At 65.0% G+C, this 19,759-nt stretch carries 17 protein-coding genes; 10 read left to right on the top strand and 7 right to left on the bottom strand.

The genetic code is table 11. From position 1 onward, the window contains the following. The first annotated feature begins 152 nt into the window (after positions 1-152). From hpaH to IVB32_RS34760, 6 genes are all read left to right on the top strand, one after another. A complete protein-coding gene (hpaH, locus tag IVB32_RS34785; protein ID WP_018456949.1) occupies positions 153-959 on the top strand; it encodes a 2-oxo-hept-4-ene-1,7-dioate hydratase in 807 nt (268 codons plus the stop codon). Positions 960-989: 30 nt separating this feature from the next. Further along, on the top strand, positions 990-1,388 hold the full coding sequence (locus tag IVB32_RS34780) for a 5-carboxymethyl-2-hydroxymuconate Delta-isomerase (protein ID WP_018456950.1): 399 nt from the start codon (positions 990-992) through the stop codon (positions 1,386-1,388). After that, positions 1,381-2,919, top strand: coding sequence for a 5-carboxymethyl-2-hydroxymuconate semialdehyde dehydrogenase (gene hpaE / locus IVB32_RS34775; RefSeq protein WP_247367007.1), 1,539 nt, complete (start codon positions 1,381-1,383; stop codon positions 2,917-2,919). The genes IVB32_RS34780 and hpaE overlap by 8 nt, the downstream gene beginning before the upstream one ends. 66 nt (positions 2,920-2,985) lie before the next feature. Beyond that, positions 2,986-3,969: a 3,4-dihydroxyphenylacetate 2,3-dioxygenase gene (gene hpaD / locus IVB32_RS34770; RefSeq protein ID WP_247367010.1), complete on the top strand. Its 984-nt coding sequence runs from the start codon at positions 2,986-2,988 to the stop codon at positions 3,967-3,969. A 157-nt stretch (positions 3,970-4,126) separates the two neighbouring features. Then, positions 4,127-4,996: a fumarylacetoacetate hydrolase family protein gene (locus tag IVB32_RS34765; protein WP_247367013.1), complete on the top strand. Its 870-nt coding sequence runs from the start codon at positions 4,127-4,129 to the stop codon at positions 4,994-4,996. 25 nt (positions 4,997-5,021) lie between these two features. Then, positions 5,022-6,650 carry a thiamine pyrophosphate-dependent enzyme gene (locus tag IVB32_RS34760; protein WP_247367016.1) on the top strand — a complete coding sequence of 543 codons (1,629 nt, stop codon included), beginning with the start codon at positions 5,022-5,024 and terminating at the stop codon, positions 6,648-6,650. On the opposite strand, the gene IVB32_RS34755 is transcribed toward IVB32_RS34760, so the two are convergent. From IVB32_RS34755 to IVB32_RS34735, 5 genes are all read right to left on the bottom strand, one after another. Further along, the gene (locus IVB32_RS34755; protein WP_247367023.1) at positions 6,628-7,869 is read right to left on the bottom strand and encodes an MFS transporter; all 1,242 of its coding nucleotides are present in this window, start codon (positions 7,867-7,869) and stop codon (positions 6,628-6,630) included. The two genes, IVB32_RS34760 and IVB32_RS34755, sit on opposite strands and share 23 nt — an antisense overlap. 54 nt (positions 7,870-7,923) lie before the next feature. Further along, a complete protein-coding gene (gene alkB / locus IVB32_RS34750) occupies positions 7,924-8,577 on the bottom strand; it encodes a DNA oxidative demethylase AlkB (protein ID WP_247412849.1) in 654 nt (217 codons plus the stop codon). Between the two features lie 9 nt (positions 8,578-8,586). Continuing rightward, the gene (locus IVB32_RS34745; protein ID WP_247367028.1) at positions 8,587-9,333 is read right to left on the bottom strand and encodes a 2OG-Fe(II) oxygenase; all 747 of its coding nucleotides are present in this window, start codon (positions 9,331-9,333) and stop codon (positions 8,587-8,589) included. A gap of 183 nt (positions 9,334-9,516) precedes the next feature. Continuing rightward, positions 9,517-10,203 carry a DUF2848 domain-containing protein gene (locus IVB32_RS34740; protein ID WP_247367029.1) on the bottom strand — a complete coding sequence of 229 codons (687 nt, stop codon included), beginning with the start codon at positions 10,201-10,203 and terminating at the stop codon, positions 9,517-9,519. Beyond that, positions 10,196-11,545, bottom strand: a complete 1,350-nt coding sequence (locus IVB32_RS34735) for an amidase (RefSeq protein ID WP_247367030.1) — start codon at positions 11,543-11,545, stop codon at positions 10,196-10,198. Before IVB32_RS34735 ends, IVB32_RS34740 begins: the two co-directional genes overlap by 8 nt. Before the next feature lie 173 nt (positions 11,546-11,718). Here IVB32_RS34735 and IVB32_RS34730 point away from each other — a divergent pair, with 173 nt between their 5' ends. From IVB32_RS34730 to IVB32_RS34715, 4 genes are all read left to right on the top strand, one after another. Beyond that, positions 11,719-12,132 carry a Zn-ribbon domain-containing OB-fold protein gene (locus IVB32_RS34730; protein WP_247412845.1) on the top strand — a complete coding sequence of 138 codons (414 nt, stop codon included), beginning with the start codon at positions 11,719-11,721 and terminating at the stop codon, positions 12,130-12,132. Between the two features lie 3 nt (positions 12,133-12,135). Further along, a complete protein-coding gene (locus tag IVB32_RS34725) occupies positions 12,136-13,275 on the top strand; it encodes a thiolase (protein WP_247367032.1) in 1,140 nt (379 codons plus the stop codon). 5 nt (positions 13,276-13,280) lie between these two features. Continuing rightward, on the top strand, positions 13,281-14,195 hold the full coding sequence (locus tag IVB32_RS34720) for an SDR family oxidoreductase (protein ID WP_027516818.1): 915 nt from the start codon (positions 13,281-13,283) through the stop codon (positions 14,193-14,195). Positions 14,196-14,324: 129 nt separating this feature from the next. Further along, entirely contained in the window at positions 14,325-15,437 is a 1,113-nt protein-coding gene (locus tag IVB32_RS34715) for an SMP-30/gluconolactonase/LRE family protein (protein WP_026233273.1), read from the top strand. Between the two features lie 52 nt (positions 15,438-15,489). On the opposite strand, the gene ppc is transcribed toward IVB32_RS34715, so the two are convergent. Continuing rightward, complete coding sequence (gene ppc, locus IVB32_RS34710; RefSeq protein ID WP_247412843.1) at positions 15,490-18,279, bottom strand: phosphoenolpyruvate carboxylase; 2,790 nt, start codon at positions 18,277-18,279, stop codon at positions 15,490-15,492. A gap of 1,379 nt (positions 18,280-19,658) precedes the next feature. Further along, the coding region (locus tag IVB32_RS34705; RefSeq protein ID WP_276576792.1) for a YccF domain-containing protein at positions 19,659-19,759 on the bottom strand (101 nt) is incomplete at its 5' end.

Genomic DNA, 19,759 nt, shown 5'->3' with positions numbered 1-19,759 from the left:
GGGCTCAATTCCGTTCGCAGGATCAGCCGGTCTCTTCGTCATGACGCCCTTTCAAGCCGCGAAACGTTTGCAGTGCAGCAAGCCAATTTGCGATTGACGCATTCACTTAACATGTTAAGTATCTTCCGGCACGACGATTTGTAAGATTACACATGGCGCTTTCAAACGACGATATCCGAGCTTGCGCGAACCGTCTGCACCACGCGGAAAAGACCCGTACGCAGATCCGGCAGCTCTCGCAGGACTTTCCCGACATCAGCATCGCTGACGCCTACGCGATTCAGAAGGCCTGGGTCGACGTCAAGGTCGCCGAGGGGCGCATCGTCCGGGGACACAAGATCGGCCTGACCTCGAAGGCGATGCAGAGCGCGCTTGGCATCAACGAGCCGGATTCCGGCGTATTGCTCGACGACATGTTCTTCGCCGATGGTGGCCTCGTCCCGACGGAGCGCTTCATCGCGACGCGCGTGGAAGCCGAGCTCGCCTTCGTCATGAGCAAGCGCCTCGCGGGCCCCGACTGCACACTGTTCGACGTGCTCAACGCCACCGACTTCGTGGTGCCGGCGCTGGAGATTCTGGACACGCGGATCGAGCGCGTCGATCCCCAGACCAAGGCGACCCGAAAGATCTTCGACACCATTGCCGACAACGCGGCCAATGCCGGCATCGTGCTCGGCGGACGGCCGATCCGCCCGCTGGACGCGGACCTGCGCTGGATCGGCGCGCTCTGTTTCAAGAACGGCCAGCTGGAAGAGACCGGCCTTGCCGCCGGCGTGCTCAATCATCCCGCGACTGCAGTCGCCTGGCTCGCCAACAAGATCGCACCGCTCGGCCTTGCGCTTGAGCCCGGGCAAATCGTGCTCGCCGGCTCTTTCATCCGTCCGATCGAGACCCGCAAGGGCGACACAATTCAAGCCGATTATGGCGCCTACGGCTCGGTGAGCTGCTACTTCGCTTAGACGACCAAAAAGACAGGGAGTGAAACCGCGATGCCGCATTTCACGATCGAATATTCGGCCAATCTCGACGACCGCCTCGACATCGGCGCGGCGTGCGAGGTGGTGCGCAAGGCTGCGGTCGAGACCGGCATCTTCCCGCTCGGCGGCATCCGCGTCCGCGCTGTCAAATGCGAGCATTATGCGATTGCGGACGCGCGGCAGGACTACGGCTTTCTCGACATGGTGCTGCGCATCGGCGAAGGCCGCGATCTGCCAACCCGCAAGAAAGCCGGCGAACAAATCTTCCATGCGCTCTCCCGCCATCTTGATCCCGTCTTCGCAAGCTCGAAATTCGCGCTCTCGTTCGACATGCAGATCAACGACAAGGATACGAGCTGGAAGCGCAACAACATCCACGACGCCCTGAAAGCGGAGGCCGCCCATGGATAAGTCCACGCCGAAAGCCGATGTGTTCCAGGCCAATCGCGACCGCATCGCGCCGCTGCTGAAGACGCTGCGTGCCGACGGCATTGGCCACATGATCGACGGCAAGATCGTGCCGTCGATCTCAGGCGAAACGTTCGAGACCAAGTCGCCGGTCGACGGCGCGACACTCGCGAGCGTCGCCCGCGGCAATGCCGAGGACGTCGATCGCGCCGCCACCGCTGCCGCCCTCGCCTTCAAGTCCTGGCGCGACATGGCTCCGGCGATGCGGAAGAAGCTGCTGCATCGAGTCGCCGACGCCATCGAGGACAATGCCGAAGACATCGCGGTGCTCGAATGCATCGACACCGGCCAGGCCTATCGCTTCATGGCCAAGGCCGCGATCCGCGCCGCCGAGAATTTCCGCTTCTTCGCCGACAGATGCGGCGAGGCGCGCGACGGCCAGAACACGCCGAGCGACGAGCATTGGAACGTATCGACCCGCGTGCCGATCGGCCCGGTCGGCGTCATCACGCCGTGGAATACGCCGTTCATGCTTTCGACCTGGAAGATCGCCCCCGCCCTCGCAGCAGGCTGCACGGTCGTGCACAAGCCGGCGGAGTGGTCGCCGGTCACGGCGGCTATTCTGGCAAAGCTCGTCAAGGAAGCCGGCGTTCCCGACGGCGTGCTCAACACCGTGCACGGTTTTGGCGAAGAGGCCGGCAAGGCGCTGACCGAGCATCCCGCCATCAAGGCGATCGGCTTCGTCGGCGAAAGTTCGACGGGCTCGGCGATCATGGTTCAGGGCGCGCCCACGCTGAAGCGCGTGCATTTCGAGCTCGGCGGCAAGAACCCGGTGATCGTGTTCGACGACGCCGATCTCGACCGCGCGCTCGATGCCGTCGTGTTCATGATCTACTCGCTCAACGGCGAGCGCTGCACGTCGTCGAGCCGCCTGCTGGTCCAGGCCGGCATCGCGGAGAAATTCGTGGAGAAGCTCACCGCGCGGGTAAAAGCCCTGAAGGTCGGCCACCCCCTCGATCCCGCAACCGAGATCGGGCCGCTGATCCACGAGCGGCACCTGGCAAAGGTCTGCTCCTATTTCGACGTCGCACGCCAGGACGGCGCCACGATCGCGGTCGGCGGCAAGGCCTATGACGGCCCCGGCGGCGGACATTATGTCGAGCCGACCTTGGTGACCGGCGCGCATGGCAAGATGCGCGTGGCACAGGAAGAGGTGTTCGGCCCTTTCCTCACCGTGCTGCCCTTCCGCGACGAGGCGGAGGCCATCGAGATCGCCAACGACATCCGCTACGGCCTGACCGGTTATGTCTGGACCAACGATGTCGGCCGGGCGCTGCGTGTCGCTGATGCGCTGGAAGCCGGCATGATCTGGCTGAACTCGGAAAACGTCCGCCATCTGCCGACGCCGTTCGGTGGCATGAAGGCCTCAGGCATCGGCCGCGACGGCGGCGATTACTCGTTCGATTTCTACATGGAAACCAAGCACGTCTCGCTGGCGCGGGGCACGCACAAAATTCAGAAGCTGGGAATCTAACGCCCGCGGTTCCCAGGCGCGCGGAGCGCCAACGAGGAACGACCGGGTCTAGAGAGGGGAAACGCAATGCCCGTACCGCAACATATCTTCGAGCCGCCGTTCAACATCGTCCGCTCCAGCCACGCCGTGCTGGACGTCACTGACCTGAAGCTCAGCCGCGAGTTCTATGAAAGCGTTGTCGGCCTGCATGTCGAGGACGCCGACGACAAGGTCGTCTATTTGCGCGCGGCCGAGGAGCATCAGCACCACTCGCTGGTGTTGCGCAAGGCGGCAGTGCCCGCCTGCAACCGCCTCGGCTTCAAGGTCGGCAATGACGGGGATCTCGACAAGGCTGCAAAGTTTCTGTCCGAGAATAGTCTGGGCTACGCGTTCGTCGATCAGCCTTTCCAAGGACGCACGCTGCAGTTCACCGATCCCTTCGGCTTCCAGATCGAGCTGTATGCGTCGATGGACCGGCGGCCGCATCTGCTGCGCCGCTACGACCTCTACAGGGGTTGCCATCCGCAGCGACTCGACCATTTCAACGTGTTCGCCGCCGAGGTGCAGGACACCGTCGAGTTCTATGCCCGGCTCGGCTTTCGCCTCACCGAATACGCCGAGGAGGACGGACCGAACGGGCGCATCGCCGCCGCCTGGATGCATCGCAAGGGCAATGTCCACGATTTTGCCATCACCAACGGCAAGGGCCCGCGGCTGCACCACTTCGCGTACTGGACGCCGACGGCGATGAACATCATCCATCTCTGCGATGTCATGGCCTCGCAGGGCTTCGTCAAGAACATCGAGCGGGGCCCCGGCCGCCACGGCATCTCGAATGCGTTCTTCCTCTACGTCCGCGACCCCGATGGACACCGGCTCGAGCTCTACACCAGCGACTATTTCACCGGCGATCACGACCACGAGCCGCTACGCTGGTCGCTGCGCGATCCGCGTCGCCAGACATTGTGGGGCGCACCTGCCCCGCGCTCCTGGTTCGAGCAGGGCTCGCCATTCTCAGGGCAAGCCGTGCGAGAGCCGAAGTTCGTGGCCGACGTGCTGGTGGCGGATTGATACTTGTAGTCGGAAACTCTCAAGCTGTCGTCCCGGCGAAGGCCGGGACCCATCATCACAGCCCTTGGTTGTTGAAGAGATCGTCGACCCACCTGCCCCAAGCAACAGTCGGGGGTATGGGTCCTGGCCTTCGCCGGGACGACAAGGAATACTGTCCATGAGCCTCCCTCGCCTCGCCACCTATTCTGTTAAGGGTGAAACGAAGTACGGCGCCGTTGTCGACGGCGGCGTTGTCGATCTCTCCGCGCGCCACGCCAAGGACTATCCGACGCTGCGCGAGGTGATCGCGGCAGGAAAGCTCGCGAGCCTCGCCGAAGAGGCCGCCGGCCGCACGCCCGATCATGCGCTGGGTGACATCATCTGGCTGCCGCCGGTGCCCGCGCCGGAGAAGATCATCTGCATCGGCGTCAACTATCCCGACCGCAATGCCGAGTACAAGGACGGCCAGGACGCGCCGAAATATCCGAGCATGTTCATGCGGAGCCCACGCTCCTTCGTCGGCCACGACACGCCGCTGGTGCGCCCGCGCGCCTCCGCGCAGCTCGACTATGAGGGCGAGATCGTGCTGGTGATCGGCAAGGCCGGCCGGCACATTGCCGAAAGCGCCGCGCTCGATCACATCGCCGCGCTGACCCTTTGCAACGAGGGCTCAGTGCGCGACTGGCTGCGCCATGCCAAGTTCAACGTCACGCAGGGCAAGAACTTCGATTCCAGCGGCAGCCTCGGCCCGTGGCTGGTGCCCTACACGCAGGAATCGCAGGTCGCCGACATCCGCCTCACCACCCACGTCAACGGCGAGTTGCGGCAGGACGACCGCACCAGCCGGCTGATGTTCCCGTTCCGCTATCTCATCAGCTATATCTCGACTTTCGCAACGCTCGTCCCCGGTGACATCATCGTGACGGGCACGCCGACCGGCGCTGGTGCACGGTTCGATCCGCCGCGCTATCTGAAGCCCGGCGACGTCATTGAGGTCGAGGCGGAAGGCATCGGCAAATTGCGCAACGGCGTCGTCGACGAAGCCTGAACAAGAATTGAAATGGAATAGTGCCATGACCACCCTCACCGGCGGCGAAGCGATCGTAAGCGGCCTTGTCGCCCACGGCGTCGACACCGTATTCGGCCTGCCCGGCGCGCAGGTCTACGGCCTGTTCGACGCCTTCCACCAGGCGCAGCTCAAGGTGATCGGCGCGCGGCACGAGCAAGCTTGCGGCTATATGGCGTTCGGCTACGCGCGTTCCAGCGGCAGGCCCGGCGTGTTCAGCGTAGTGCCCGGCCCCGGCGTGCTCAACGCCAGCGCCGCGCTGCTCACCGCCTTCGGCTGCAACGAGCCGGTGCTATGCGTCACCGGCCAGGTGCCGACGCAGTTTTTGGGCAAGGGCCGCGGCCATCTGCACGAGATGCCGGATCAGCTCGCGACCTTGCGCACCTATGTGAAATGGGCGGATCGCATCGAATATCCCGGCAACGCGCCGAGCACCGTCGCGCGTGCCTTCCAGGAGATGACATCCGGACGGCGTGGCCCCGCCTCGGTCGAGATGCCCTGGGACGTCTTCACCCAGCGCGCGGATACCGCCGCCGCAAAGGTGCTGGAGCCCTTGCTCGCGCCGCAGCCCGACCCTGATCTGATCAAGCAGGCGGCCGCGCTGATCAAGAACAGCAAGGCGCCGATGATCTTCGTCGGCAGCGGCGCGATCGAAGCGCGCGAAGAGATTCTCGAACTCGCCGAGATGATCGACGCGCCCGTCGTCGCCTTCCGCAGCGGCCGCGGCATCGTCTCCAACGCGCATGAGCTTGGACTAACGATGGCAGCGGCCTACAAGCTGTGGCCGACAACAGATTTGATGATCGCGATCGGCACGCGCGCCGAACTGCCGGCATCGGGCTTCCGCTGGCCGTATCAGCCGAAGGGGCTGAAATCCATTCGTGTCGATATCGATCCGGCCGAGATGCGCCGGCTCGCCTCCGATGTCGCTATCGTCGCCGACGCCAAAGCCGGCACGGCCGATCTCGTCACCGCCGTGAAGAGGGCCGGCCATGCGAGGACCAGCGGCCGGCGGGGAGACATCCGCGAGGCCACGGGGTCGGCGCAAGCCGAGATCCAGCGCATCCAGCCGCAGATGGCGTATCTCAACATCCTGCGCGAGGTGCTGCCGGCGAACGCGATCGTGACGGACGAATTGTCCCAGTTCGGTTTCGCATCCTGGTACGGTTTTCCGATCTACGAGCCGCGCACCTTCATCACATCAGGCTATCAGGGCACGCTCGGTTCGGGCTTCCCCACTGCGCTCGGCGCCAAGGTCGCCAATCCCGACAAGCCGGTGGTGGCGATCACCGGCGACGGCGGCTTCATGTTCGGCGTGCAGGAGCTTGCCACCGCCGTCCAGTTCAACATCGGCGTGGTGACGCTGGTGTTCAACAACAACGCCTACGGCAATGTCCGCCGCGACCAGCGGGAGCGCTTCGACGGCCGCGTGGTGGCGTCCGATCTGGTCAACCCGGATTTCGTCAAGCTCGCCGAGTCCTTTGGCGTCGCATCCGCGCGCGTCACCGCGCCGGACCAGTTCAAGGCGGCGATGGAGAAGGCGCTGGCCCATGGCGGGCCGTATCTGATCTCGGTGGAAGTGACGCGGGACTCGGAAGTCAGCCCCTGGGCGTTTATTCACCCGCCGAAGCCGTGAGGCGGACACCGCCCTGTAGCCGCGCGGCCGCAATCACCAGCAAGCCGGCGCCTGCGACCGACCAGCAGGCGACCGGTGCCCAGTGCAGCAGCGGCGCGTAGTCCGGCATCTTCTGCAGGCCGCCGGCGACCGCAGCCATTCGCGCGAAGGTGCCAAGCGCCAGCGCAGAGAAGACGAGGCCGGTGACCTTGCCTTCCGCACCGGTCGAGCCTATGGCGAGCGCAGCCGAGATCGCGCTCATCAGCATGCAACCCCACGCGGCTCCGGCGAGAAACTGCGCGACGATCAGCGTGTTGAGGCTGCCGGCGAATTCGGCCGCAGCGATCGCGACCGCTCCAAGCAATCCGGCCGCGCCCATCACGATCAGGCCGCCGCGATGCTTGACGACGAGGCTCGCCGGAAACATCGCGATGTTGAAGCCGATCCAGAACACCGGCATCAGCCATGGCAGCTCGTCCGGCTTGGCAAAGCGCAAATAGAACGGCGCGCTGTTCATGGCGAAATGAAGCTGGTAGCCGAGCGCCAGCGCCACCATCGCGACGATGAAAATAATGGACGTCATCCCGAGCGGCTTTGCCGCCTCGGCCGGCAGGGGCGGCGACGTGTCCCGCACAACATCGTGTTCGATCCGCGACAGCCCCAGCGCCGTGAGCAGCAGCACGACGCTGGAGATCACGAACGGCAGCCGCGCATCGTGCTCGCGCATCACCACACCGAGATAAGGCGAGACCGCGCCGGCGACGCCATAGCCGAGCATCGCGAGCGCGGCGAGGAACGGCACCTGCGGCCTGGCGCGGTATTTTCCCAGTAGGGTCAGCGGCGGCGCGCGCAGTGCGGAGGATGTGATCGACCAGATCACGACCAGCGCGATGAACCAGCCCTGCCCGGCGGCACCGGCACCGGCGACGAAGGGCAGCGCGACGAACGCGCCGCAGGAGACCGCGGCCACGAGCCCGACGAACAGGCCAAGCCTGCCGGCATAGGGCGCGACCTTGTCGGCTGCTATCCCCATCGCGGTATCGGCAATGGTGAAGATCGCCTGATCCAACATCAGGATGAAGATGACGGCGGACGGCGCGATGCCAACCTCGGCGGCGAGCTTCGGCAGATAGACGACGTAGGTCGTCCAGCCCAGCGTGAACACCAGCTGGAGCACCGCGAGATAAACGCCGGTGCGGTTGGCCGTCCCGGTGTCGGCCAAGAGCTGTGTTGTCGTCATGTCGCCGTCTCCCCCGCCAGCAGCTTAGACGAGCGAGGGCTGTGAGGAAACGCGTCAGCGGACCTTTCGGAACGTCAAATTGATCCGCTTCCGGCCCAGCAGCGTATGCTCGCCGTCAGCGAGCGGCGCCACACCGTGATAGGCGAGCCTGCTAGTGCCGCCCCAGACCACGACGTCGCCATGAACGAGCCGGAAGCGCCGCGGCTTGTCGTTGCGCGCCATGCCGCCGAACAGGAACGTCGCAGGCAGGCCGAGCGAGACCGAGACGATCGGCGCCGAGTAATCCAGCTCGTCCTTGTCCTGGTGCAATGACAGCCGCGTGCCGGGCTCGTAGCGGTTGACGAGGCATGCATCGGGCGCGAAACCTGCAAACCCGCCCTGCTCCGCCGCGCGGCGGGCGAGATCGCGGAGCACCGGCGGCATCGCCGGCCATGGCGCGCCGGTACGCGGGTCGACGGGATCATAGCGATAGCCGGTATGATCGGTGATCCAGCCGCGCTCGCCGCAATTCGTCATGGCCACCGACATCAAATGACCACCGGGCGTGGTCATGCGGCGGAACGGCGATTGCGCCACGATGGCGCGCACCGCTTCGATCAGCTCGCTTTCGATCGGCTTGACGAAACCGCGCAGCAGAACGGCGCCGTCGGCGATCTCCTCGCGTGACGGCTGGGCTTCGGCAACCGTATCGAACAGATCACTCGTCAATCGCAGCGCTCATTTGGCATCGTGAAAGATCACACCCAGCGTGTGGCGCTGGCCGGACCTGATCCTGCTGACGCCGTGGCGCATGTTAACGCGGTAAGTGCCGCGTGTCCCCTGCACCGGGCGATGATGCACGGCAAAAGCGACGGCGTCGCCCTGCGCGAGCGGAACCACTTCGGCGCGGGACTGCATGCGCGGGCGCTGCTCGGTCAGCACGAACTCGCCGCCGGTGAAATCGCGGCCGGGCTCGGAGAGCAGGATCGCGACCTGGAGCGGGAACACGTGCTCGCCATAGAGATCCTGATGCAGGCAGTTGAAATCGCCGGCCTCGTATTGCAGCAGCAGTGGCGTCGGTCGCGCCTGCCCGGCCTCGTGGCAGCGCTTCAGGAATCGGGCGTGAGCTGCGGGATAGCGGATGTCGATCCCCATCGCCTCGTTCCAGTGATTGGCGACGGCCTGGAGATGCGCGTAGAGCGCCGGGCGCAACTGCGCGATCAGGTCCGGCAGCGGGTAGGAGAAATATTTGTACTCGCCGCGGCCAAAACCGTGGCGACCCATGACGATGCGGCTACGGAAGTTGGCGTCGTCGGGGTAGAGCGCGGCGACGGAGCAGCATTGCTCCGGCGTGAGCAGGCCCTTCAGGACGGCGCAGCCCTGGGCGTCGAGCTCGGCGGTGATCTGGGGCCAGTCGAGGGCGTCGACATGAGCGACGAGGTCGGCTGCGGATGATTGAGGCGATTTGCGTGCTGTTGCTGTCATGGCACTGATTCTCGCAACCCGACGTTCACCCCGCCACCCGATTTCCGACTCTCTCCCCGTCATTGCGAGCGCAGCGAAGCAATCCAGAACTCCTCCGCGGAACCGGTCTGGATTGCTTCGTCGCAAGGGCTCCTCGCAATGACAGCGGAGAGAGATTCGCTGCAATGACGGCGGGGAGAGACCTTAGCCCCTCACCGGCAACGTCACCACGTCATAACCGTGCTTGATCGTCCGCTTCAGCACGGGGTCTTCCAGCTCGAAGTCGAAGCGGTCGGCGGGGCGGATACCGCCCTTTGCCGCAAACGTACCGCCGAACATGGCGCAGCCGTCGGGGAGCTTCCCACCCGGGAAGCCGCGCGCAATGAGGTCGGCGACCGGCAGCATCGCGTCCAGCGTGCCCTCCTGGTAGAGCACGCGCTCGCCCTTGATGGTGGCCCACGAGCGCAGGATCATCCTGTCCCAATGGACGATGACGTCCTCAAGCTCCCATAGCGTGGACGCGATCGGCTTGTCGCACATCTGCTTGGACACCGTGACGCTGTAGGCCTCGACCTTGCGGTCGGTGTGGTCGGAACCGCAGCCGACGAAAATGCGACCCTGCCAGCCGATCAGCACGAACTCGACCTCGCCGGAGGAATCGCCGCCGGTGCATTCGATGCTGTCCTCCTGCGTCAGCCGCCGCGCCGAGGCACGGTAGTAGATAGGCGTCGAAGCCGGCGGGGCGATACACATCTCCTGCAGTTCGGCAATGTGCTTGTCGCGCGCGACCGGATCGCGGCCGGTCCAGCCGGCGATGACCATCTGGTCGATCGCCAGCGTCAGCGGCGTGGTGGTGTCCTGGGCGTCGACGGTGAAAGTCAGGTCAAACACGAATTACGGCCTCCATGCCGGCAGCAAGCTCGAAGATACGGCGGTCCGATCCGCCCGCGCCCGCCAGCATCAGGCCGACGGGAATCTCACCCTCGCGATGCGCAGGGAGCGAGATGGCGCAGCCGTCGATCATGTTGATCAGGGTGCAATTGCGGAGCGCGCGCAGGTTTTCCCTAGTGAACGCCTTGTCGTCGGCAAGGTCCAAAATTTTCGGCGGCGTGTTGGCGGTGGTCGGCAGCACCAGCGCGTCATAGGGCGCGAGGCGCGCATTGACGCGGGCGATCAGGGAGCGGCGCTCGTGGAGAAGATCGATGTAGTCCGCCGCGCTCTGCGCCTCGCCGCGCATGATGCGCACGAAGACTCGCGGATCGTAAACGTCACCCTTGGACGTGAGGAGGTAGCGATGCCAGGCATAGCTTTCGGAAGCCGCAAAGCCGCCCTTCGCGTTCATCGGCCCGATGTCGTGGAATTCGGCCATCTCGATGCGCTCGATGATCGCACCGTGGTCGGCGAGGCTCTTGAGCGCACGCTCGAATGTCCCGGCCACAACCGCATCGAGGTCGTCGAGCGCGATCGTGGTCGGCACCGCTAGCCGCATGCCCTTTATCGGGCGAGGCTTCAGCGGAACGGAGGGCTCGTTCGCGAGCACGGCATCGAGAATGGCACAGCAACTGACCGATCGTGCCAGCGGCCCGATGCTGTCGAGCGAGAACGACAGCGGCACAGCCCCCTCGAGCGGCACGCGCCGCTGCGTCGGCTTGTAGCCGACGATGCCGTTATAGGCCGCTGGAATCCGGCAGGAGCCGCCGGTGTCGGTGCCGAGCGCGCCATGTGCCATGCCGTCGAGCACGGAGACCGCGGCGCCCGAGGACGAACCGCCGGGCACGTGGCCCTCGGCCCGGTTCCAGGCGCCCTTCGGCGTGCCGTAATGCGGATTGATGCCGATGCCGGAATAGGCGAACTCGGTCATGTTGGTGCGCCCGATCACGACGAAGCCGGCCTTGCGCAGCCGCGCCACCGTGGGGGCATCCTGTTCGGCCGGATCGGAATCGTCGAGCGCGCGGGAGCCGGCGCGCGTCGTCTGCCCCTTGATGTCGAAGAGATCCTTGATCGAGACCGGGATACCGGCATAGCGCGAGGGCGCCGCCTTCACCTTGCGCAAACCGTCCATCGCATCCGCCGCCGTGAGCGCGGCGTCCTTGTCGACATGGATGAAGGCACGCTGCCCCTCGCCGGCCGGATCGGCGATTTTGGCGATGCAAGCCTCGACCAGCTTGCGGGAGGTGGTGCGGCCGCTTTCGAGGTCTTCGGCGAGCTTCGTCAGTGTCGGAAAATCGGGCATGTCTGTCTCACGGAATATTTGCGCGCTATGTATAGCGCCGCCTCACTTCGACACAAGCATTGTGCGCATGATGGTATGCATGCGCATTGCTGGACCGTTGACGCGCCATGGTCGATTGTCGCATCAAGATCGCAACAGCCGGGCTCAGCTTGGCCTTGGGAGGACCTGCCGAGATGGCTGAACCGCAGCGCGCGCGACCTAAACCGACGCCCGAGACCCAGCATTTCTGGGACGGCACCAAGGAGGGCGAGTTGCGCCTGCAGCGCTGCGACGCCTGTGCACATGTCTATTTCCCGCCGCGCCCGTTCTGCCCGTCCTGCGCCTCGCGCAAGGTCAGCATCTTCAAGGCGAGCGGCAAGGGCTTCCTCTACAGCTACGTGATCAACCATCGTCCCGCCGCGCCCGGCTTCACGCCGCCTTACGCGATCGCCGTGGTTGAACTTGCCGAGGGACCGCGGATGATGAGTAACATCATCGACTGCCCGCAGACACCGGAGGCGCTCGAGCTCGACATGAAGCTCGAGGTCGCCTTCCAGGCGCTCGATGACAAGATCACCCTCCCCGTGTTCCGTCCGGCGAAGGGATAGACCATGCGCAGCAACCAGGTTGCCGTCGTCGGCGCGGCCGAGACCACCGAGCTCGGAATCATCCCCAACGTGTCGCAGCTCCAGCTTCACGCGGACGCGGCGCTCAATGCCATTGCCGATGCCGGGCTGAAGCTGTCGGACATCGACGGTTTCGCCACCGCGGTCGAGACGCCGCAGCAGGTCTGCCACTATCTCGGCATCAAGCCGACCTGGGTGGACGGCACCTCGGTCGGCGGCTGCTCCTTCATGCTGCACGTCCGCCATGCCGCCGCAGCGATCGAGGCCGGCCTGTGCAAGACCGTGCTGATCACCCATGCCGAGAGCGGCAAGTCGATGATCGGCAAGCCGCCGCGCTCTATTCCCCCGGACAGCCTGCAAGGCCAGTTCGAGGCGCCGTTCGGCGTCTACGGCCCGCCCAGCATGTTCCCGATCCCCGTGCTGCGCTTCATGAAGACCTACGGCATCAGCCACGAGCAGCTCGCCTCGGTCGCGGTGGTGCAGCGGGAATGGGCGGCGAAGAATCCGCGCGCGATGATGAAGGATCCCATCACGGTCGCAGATGTCCTCAACTCGCGCATGATCGCCTATCCGTTCCGCCTGCTGCAATGCTGCCTCGTCACCGATGGCGGCGGCGCGCTGATCCTGACCTCGGCCGACCGTGCCAGGGATTTCCCGCGCAAGCCGGTCTACATCATGGGCACCGGCGAGAGCGTGGAGACGCCGATGGTCAGCCAGATGGAGACTTTTAATTCCTCGCGCGCGTTCAAGACCGCGGGTCCCCTCGCCTTCAAGGAGGCCGGCATCGCGCACAAGGACGTCGACCATCTCATGATCTACGACGCGTTTGCGCATCTGCCGCTGTTCGGCCTCGGCGATCTCGGCTTCATGCCGCACGAGGAGACCGGAAAGTTCATCGCCGACGGCAACACGCGGCCGGGGGCTAAGCTTCCGCTCAACACCAATGGCGGCGGCTTGAGCTACATGCATTCGGGCATGTACGGCATGTACGCGCTCCAGGAGAGCGTGCGGCAGATGCGCGGCATCGCGCCGGCGCAGGTCGCCAACGCGAAGATTTCGGTGTGCCACGGCGTCGGCGGCATGTTCGCCGCGTCGGGCACGATCGTGTTTACGAACGAGAGGTAATCCACATGACGAAATCACTGCAAGACAAGGTCATCATCGTCACCGGCGCAGGCCGCGGCATCGGGCGGGAGATCGCGCTGCTTTGCGCTGGCGAAGGCGCCAAGGTCGTCGTCAACGATCCCGGCGTCGCCGCTGACGGCGCCGGCACGAGCGCCACGCCCGCCGAGGAAGTGGTCGAGGAGATCAAGAAGCGCGGCGGCACCGCGGTCGCCAATTTCGAGTCGGTGGCCGAAGCCATCCCCGCCAGCAAGATCGTGAAGACCGCGACCGATCATTTCGGCCGGCTCGACGGCGTCGTCAACAATGCCGGCATTTTGCGCGACATGATCTTCCACAAGATGAGCGTGGAAGCCTTCGAGGCCGTCATCAAGGTGCATTTGATGGGCTCGTTCTACGTCAGCCACGCCGCGGCGCGGATCTTCCGCGAGCAGGAGTCCGGCTCGTTCGTGCACTTCACCTCGACCTCCGGCCTGATCGGCAACTTTGGACAAGCCAATTACGCCGCCGCCAAGCTCGGCATCGTCGGCCTGTCGAAGTCTATTGCGCTCGACATGGGCCGCTTCAACGTTCGCTCCAACTGCGTCTCGCCGTTCGCCTGGACCCGCATGATCGGGACCATCCCGACCGAGACCGAAGCCGAGAAGGCGCGCGTCGAGAAGATCAAGCAGATGGGCCCGGAGAAGATCGCGCCGGTCTGCGCCTATCTGCTCTCCGATGCCGCCAAGGACGTGTCCGGGCAGATCTTCGGCGCGCGCATGAACGAGCTGTTCCTGTTCAGCCAGAACCGTCCGCTGCGCTCGGTGCACCGGAGCGAGGGCTGGACGCCGCAATCGATCGCGGAACACGGCATGCCGGCGCTGAAGGGATCATTCTACAAGCTCGACCGCTCCGCCGACATCTTCCCGTGGGATCCCGTGTAAGGATCCCGTCGAGCCGCACTTCCGGCATTCCTGCTCTGCGATCTCCGGCTGCCTTGTCCGGAGATCGCTCCGCTTTACGCCCGATTGCTGGCAGATCATTTCCTCCCAACACAACTTTGGGAGGAAACCATGACAAGAATGCTGACCGACTCCGACGACACGACTGCAGGCAGCGGCCTCGCCCGCCGCACGCTCCTCAAGGGCGCCGCGACCGTTGCCGCATCCGCCCTGCTCGCCTCACGCGCGGACGCCCGCGACTTCGGCGCCAATGCCGAGCCGCAGCGCTATCCCGATCCTGACATCATTGCCATCGATCCCAAGCGCTTCAAGGCGAAGGTCGGCAACACCGCAATCAAGCGGCTCTATACCGGCTGCCTGTGGGCGGAAGGGCCAGCGTGGAATGCGCAAGGGCAATATCTGGTCTGGAGTGACATCCCCGCCAACCGGCAGCTGCGCTACCTCGATGACGACGGCCACATCTCCGAGCAGTTCCACAAGCCGTCGAACGAGGCCAACGGCAACTCGTTCGACACCGAGGGGCGCCAGCTCAGTGCCGAGCGCACCCGGCTCGTCCGCTACGAGCACGACGGTTCGGTGACGACCCTGGCCGAGCAGGCCGGCGGCAAGCCGCTCAACGGCCCCAACGACATGGTGGTGCATCCCAACGACAAGGCGATCTGGTTCACCGATCCCGGCTACGGCGCGATCAGTATCTACGAGGGCAAGCTTGCCAATACCGGCTCGCTGCAGCCCCATCAGAAGGAAGCGGTTTATCGCATTGATCCGCAGAGCGGCCAGGTCGCGAAGGTGGCCGACGAGCCGTTCAAGCCGAACGGCATCGCTTTTAGTCAGGACTACAAGAAGCTCTATGTCTGCGACACCGGCATCACGCATTATCCTGAAGCCAAGAACGTGGTGTGGTCGTACGACATAGATGGGGCGAAGCTTTCGAACCCGAAGAAGCTGATCGACATGACGCTCGACGGCAAATCAGGCTTCCCCGACGGCCTGCGCGTCGACACCGAAGGCAACATCTGGGTCGGCGCCGGCTGGGTCGGCCCCGGCTATGACGGCGTGCAGGTGTTCGCGCCAAACGACGGCGCGCGCATCGGGCAGATCCTGTTGCCCGAGACCTGCGCCAACGTCTGCTTCGGCGGCAAGAAGCGCAACCGCCTGTTCATGACCGCGAGCCAGTCGCTCTATGCGGTGTATGTGGAGACGCAGGGCGCGCATTTCTGTTGAGTGCAGCGAATGGTGAGTGGCGAATGGATTCCACTCGCCACTCACCATGTCTCTACCCCGTATTCCTCAATCCCGCCGAGATCCCGTTGATCGTCAGCTGAATCCCGCGCAGCACCTGCTCGTCCGGGTTCTGCGCGCGGTGCTCTTTCAAGAGTTCGACCTGCACGTGGTTGAGCGGGTCGAGATAAGGGAAGCGGTGGCGCACCGAGCGCTCCAGCAGCGGGTTGCCTTGCAGCAGCCGGTCCTGGCCCATGATGTCCAGCAGCGTCTCGATGCAGGAATGCCATTCGCGGCGGATGCGGCCGAAGATTTTTTCGCGGAGCGCCTCGTCGGGCACGAGTTCGGCATAGCGCGAGGCGATCGCGATCGAGCTTTTCGCCAGCACCATGTCCATGTTCGACAACAGCATGCGGAAGAACGGCCATTCCTTGTAGAGCTCCTTGAGGAACGGCATGCCCTTGTCGGGATGCTCCGCGATCCACTGCTCGACCGCGCTGCCAAAGCCGTACCAGCCGGGCAGCATCAGGCGGCATTGCGCCCAGGAGAACACCCACGGAATGGCGCGAAGGTCCTCGATCGCGCGGGTCTTCTTGCGCGAGGCCGGGCGGCTGCCGATGTTGAGCGTCGCGATCTCGTTGATGACCGTGGACGCCCAGAAATAATCGACGAAGCCGTCGGTCTCGTAGACGAGGCCGCGATAGGCCTTGAAGGCGAGATTTGAAAGCTCGTCCATCGCGGTCAGATATTCGCGGCACGGCGCGCTCTGGCGCGGATGCAACAGGCTCGCCTCCAGCGTTGCGGCTGCCAGGATCTCCAGATTGTTGCGGCCGACTTCGGCGTTGGAATATTTCGACGAGATGATCTCGCCCTGCTCGGTGATGCGGATCTGGCCGTTCACCGCGCCGCCGGGCTGGGCGATGATGGCATCGTAGCTCGGGCCGCCGCCGCGGCCGACCGAACCGCCGCGGCCATGGAACAGACGCAGGCGCACGCCGTGGCGCTCGAACACGTCGACGAGGCCGATCTCGGCCTTGTAGAGCTCCCAGCCCGAGGTGACGAAGCCGCCATCCTTGTTCGAGTCGGAATAGCCCAGCATGACCTCCTGCACGCTGCCGCGGCTGTCGACCAGCCGGCGGTAATCATGCAGCGAGAGCATGCGGTCCATGATGGTGGAAGACGCCTGCAGATCCTCGATGGTTTCGAACAGCGGCACGATGTTGATCGCGCTGCGCCCGGAGGGATGGACGAGACCGACCTCCTTCAGGAGCACCGCGACCTCGAGCATGTCGGACATGCCCTTGCACATCGAGATGATGCATTGGGGAATGGCGTCCGAGCCGAACTTCGCATGCGCCTCGGCGGCGGCATGGAAGACGTTGAGCTCGCCCATGGTCTCGTCGCTGTATTTGACGAATGGCGACACCAGCGAGCGCGTCGAGCGCAGCTCGTTGGTGAGCAGGGAGATGCGCGCGTCCTCGCCGAGCGCGAGATAGGACATGCCGGGGTTGGCGACGTCCATCAGCTCGGCGATGGTGCGCTCGTGCACTGCCGAGTTCTGGCGGATGTCGAGCCGGGCCAGATGGAAGCCGAAGCAGTCCACCGCACGGCGCAGCAGCCGCAGCCGGCCGCGGGCGATGACGCCGGCGTTGTTGGAGATCAGAGAGCGGTGCAGCACGTCGAGATCGGCCTTGAGCTCCCCGACGCTGTCATACGGCGCGCCCTTGCCGACCGGCCGGCGCGTGATCTCGACCTGAAGCATTTCGGCCGTTGCAGTCAGGCGCGCATAGATGCCAGAGACCGCAAGACGATACGGCTCGCCGCTCCGGTGCGGCGAGGTATCGGGCGAGCGCTCCGCCAGCGTGCGCAGCTCCTCGGAGACGTCGGCGAGATGGGCCGCGATCGACAATTCCGAGCCGAGCACGTGCAGCTCATTCAGATAGAACTGCATCACCCGGCTCGACTGCAGCCGCAGCGTGCCGCGCATCACGTCGGCGGTGACGAAGGGATTGCCGTCGCGGTCGCCGCCGATCCAGCTGCCCATGCGCAGGAACGAGGCGAGCTCGCCGGCCGCCTGCTCGCCGCCCTCCTCCAGCCGGTCCTCCAGCGCGTTGACCAGCCGCGGCACCTCGCGGAGAAACGTGTAATCATAGAACGACAGGCCGTTGGCGACCTCGTCGAGCACGGTGAGCTTGGTCCGGCGCAGCAGATTGGTCTGCCACAGCGTCAGCACCTCGCGGCGGAGCTGCTCGTCGCTGGCGGCGGCCTCCTCCGCCGTCAGCGCGACGCGCTCGCGACGATCGAGCAGGCTAGCTACCTCCATCTCGCGGTCCATCGTGCTCTTGCGGCGGACCTCGGTCGGATGCGCCGTCAAAACCGGGCTGACCAGCGCGCTCTTGAAGAAGTTGCGCAGGGCATCGGCACCGATGCCCCCAGCCCTCGCATGGGCGAGCGTCTCGGCCAGCACGCCGGAGCCGCCGCCCTTGTTGGCGCGCATCTGGCGGATGTTGTTCTGGTCCTCGGCGATGTTGGCGAGGTGGGAGAAATAGCTGAAGGCGCGGACGATCCGCACCGTCTCGGAGGTCGACATGCTGTCGAGGATCTGCTCGAGCTCGCGGCGGGCGAGCCGGTCCTCGTCGCGGTGGAATCGGATCGAGGTCTGCCGGATGCGCTCGACCAGATCGAACAATTCAGGCCCCTCCTGGTCGCGCACCGTGTCGCCGAGAATGCGCCCGAGCAGGCGGATGTCGTCCCGCAGCCGCACGTCCGCTTCCAGCGCCTGGACGTCCTCAGGGCGATTGGGGCGCTGCTCGGCGGCGTCGGATGATACGGTCTGGAGGGACATGGCTCGCTCCGCTGTTCGAGCTCGCTTGGCTGCCCGGCTCAGCCGAGTGTGCAAGTTTTTTGCCGCAGCGCAAGATGAAGTTGGGGGCGGCGCGGCAACATCACCTATCATGGGAGAAATGCGCCTTGCCGACGGACGCGCGCACACGTCCGCGGTCTCGCGGCGCGGGGCCCGAGTTTTGCTGTCGTTTCGCCCTCATCGATAAAAAAGGGCGCAGGGAAGGCCGGGCGCCGGCTGGCACCCAGGGTCCGCACACGCGAAAAACCACGCGGGGGTAACCACAGGTGATGCCGGAACATCCCGGCCTTCCCTGCGCAATGGTTTTACGGCTTATGGCGCGCTCTCCCCGGGCAGCGATGCACTATTGCCCCCGTCGCCTCGCAGATGATCGATGCGCCCACCCGGTCGGGCCGCACATCACCGCAAGCCTTCACGCACAGACCCCGGGCGTCAGGACCACACGCTTTTGCCGTCCGCGGACGTCCCTCCCCGGACATCCGGAAGCTCGCGCGTGCTCGCCACCGAAGCCGAAAAGAACCGCTGTGACCGCGCCGGGTCGTTCGCGCGGATCGCGATGACTCACAGGCGTAGCCCGCCCTGCCATCTCGTCACGCGCCGGCGCTGCCGCGTCCATCGCATCCCGGCTCACGTATCGTGACGATCGCGAAACGCCCTTTTTAGCGGGCCGGAATAGTTTGCGGTTTACCCGAAGGAGCGAATTCGGTCAATCAGAATATTGGAGAACCGATCGATTGACCTGCATGTGGCGGGTTTTGCCCGTCGGGCAACGCGAGGGATTGTGGGTCGGAAGCATTGAGCGGCCACCCGACTCCAATCTCGGGACAATAGTGACGCTTACCAGTGGTGATGGTGCCGCCAGCCATAGTGATGGCCTCGGCCTCTGCCCCAGCCGTAATGATGACCACGGCCGCCGCGATGACCCCACCCGTGGCCACCGCCATGTCCGTGGCCGCCCTTGACCTCGATGGTGTCAGTCTGAGACGCGCCCAGTGTGTCCGGCTTGGCAACGGGCATCGCCGAAGCAGAAGGTGTGGGTGTCAAAGCAACGGCCCCCGCCACAAAGCCCACCAAGCAAAGCCACTTCATGCAATCGCCTCCCGATAAGAATGAACCAAGGGCCAGCCGCGGCACATTGCGCCCGCGTTCGCTCCCGCTCGTCAACAATGAAGTCGGGAAAAAGTTGCAATGAAATGTGACGCATTGCGGAGGGGCAGGATACTTATGCCGCGTTGAAAGCAGTCGTGGTCCACTTCGAATCAGCGCAGGATCGGTTGAGCGCTTGCGAAACCCATCATGCTTCGTCATCAGCGGACGGTTTGATGGGTTTCGCTGGCGCTCTACCATCCTACGAGTTTGCCTTAAGCCGGCACGATCACCTTGCCGATCGGCCAGAGCGCGATGCCGGCGAGCTTGAGGTGGGCCCAGGCGAAGGGAATGCCGATGATGGTGATCGCGAGGG

Origin of the sequence: Bradyrhizobium sp. 23 (assembly GCF_023073295.1) — a bacterium.
GTDB lineage: Bacteria > Pseudomonadota > Alphaproteobacteria > Rhizobiales > Xanthobacteraceae > Bradyrhizobium > Bradyrhizobium canariense_D.
This window is presented reverse-complemented; position numbering and strand designations above follow the sequence as displayed.

Bases quoted from the DNA above. Each gene is read 5' to 3' on its own strand.
- hpaH (WP_018456949.1), top strand. From the start codon at position 153: ATGGCGCTTTCAAACGACGATATCCGAGCTTGCGCGAACCGTCTGCAC.
- IVB32_RS34780 (WP_018456950.1), top strand. From the start codon at position 990: ATGCCGCATTTCACGATCGAATATTCGGCCAATCTCGACGACCGCCTC.
- hpaE (WP_247367007.1), top strand. From the start codon at position 1,381: ATGGATAAGTCCACGCCGAAAGCCGATGTGTTCCAGGCCAATCGCGAC.
- hpaD (WP_247367010.1), top strand. From the start codon at position 2,986: ATGCCCGTACCGCAACATATCTTCGAGCCGCCGTTCAACATCGTCCGC.
- IVB32_RS34765 (WP_247367013.1), top strand. From the start codon at position 4,127: ATGAGCCTCCCTCGCCTCGCCACCTATTCTGTTAAGGGTGAAACGAAG.
- IVB32_RS34760 (WP_247367016.1), top strand. From the start codon at position 5,022: ATGACCACCCTCACCGGCGGCGAAGCGATCGTAAGCGGCCTTGTCGCC.
- IVB32_RS34755 (WP_247367023.1), bottom strand. From the start codon at position 7,869: ATGACGACAACACAGCTCTTGGCCGACACCGGGACGGCCAACCGCACC.
- IVB32_RS34745 (WP_247367028.1), bottom strand. From the start codon at position 9,333: ATGACAGCAACAGCACGCAAATCGCCTCAATCATCCGCAGCCGACCTC.
- IVB32_RS34735 (WP_247367030.1), bottom strand. From the start codon at position 11,545: ATGCCCGATTTTCCGACACTGACGAAGCTCGCCGAAGACCTCGAAAGC.
- IVB32_RS34730 (WP_247412845.1), top strand. From the start codon at position 11,719: ATGGCTGAACCGCAGCGCGCGCGACCTAAACCGACGCCCGAGACCCAG.
- IVB32_RS34725 (WP_247367032.1), top strand. From the start codon at position 12,136: ATGCGCAGCAACCAGGTTGCCGTCGTCGGCGCGGCCGAGACCACCGAG.
- IVB32_RS34720 (WP_027516818.1), top strand. From the start codon at position 13,281: ATGACGAAATCACTGCAAGACAAGGTCATCATCGTCACCGGCGCAGGC.
- IVB32_RS34715 (WP_026233273.1), top strand. From the start codon at position 14,325: ATGACAAGAATGCTGACCGACTCCGACGACACGACTGCAGGCAGCGGC.
- ppc (WP_247412843.1), bottom strand. From the start codon at position 18,279: ATGTCCCTCCAGACCGTATCATCCGACGCCGCCGAGCAGCGCCCCAAT.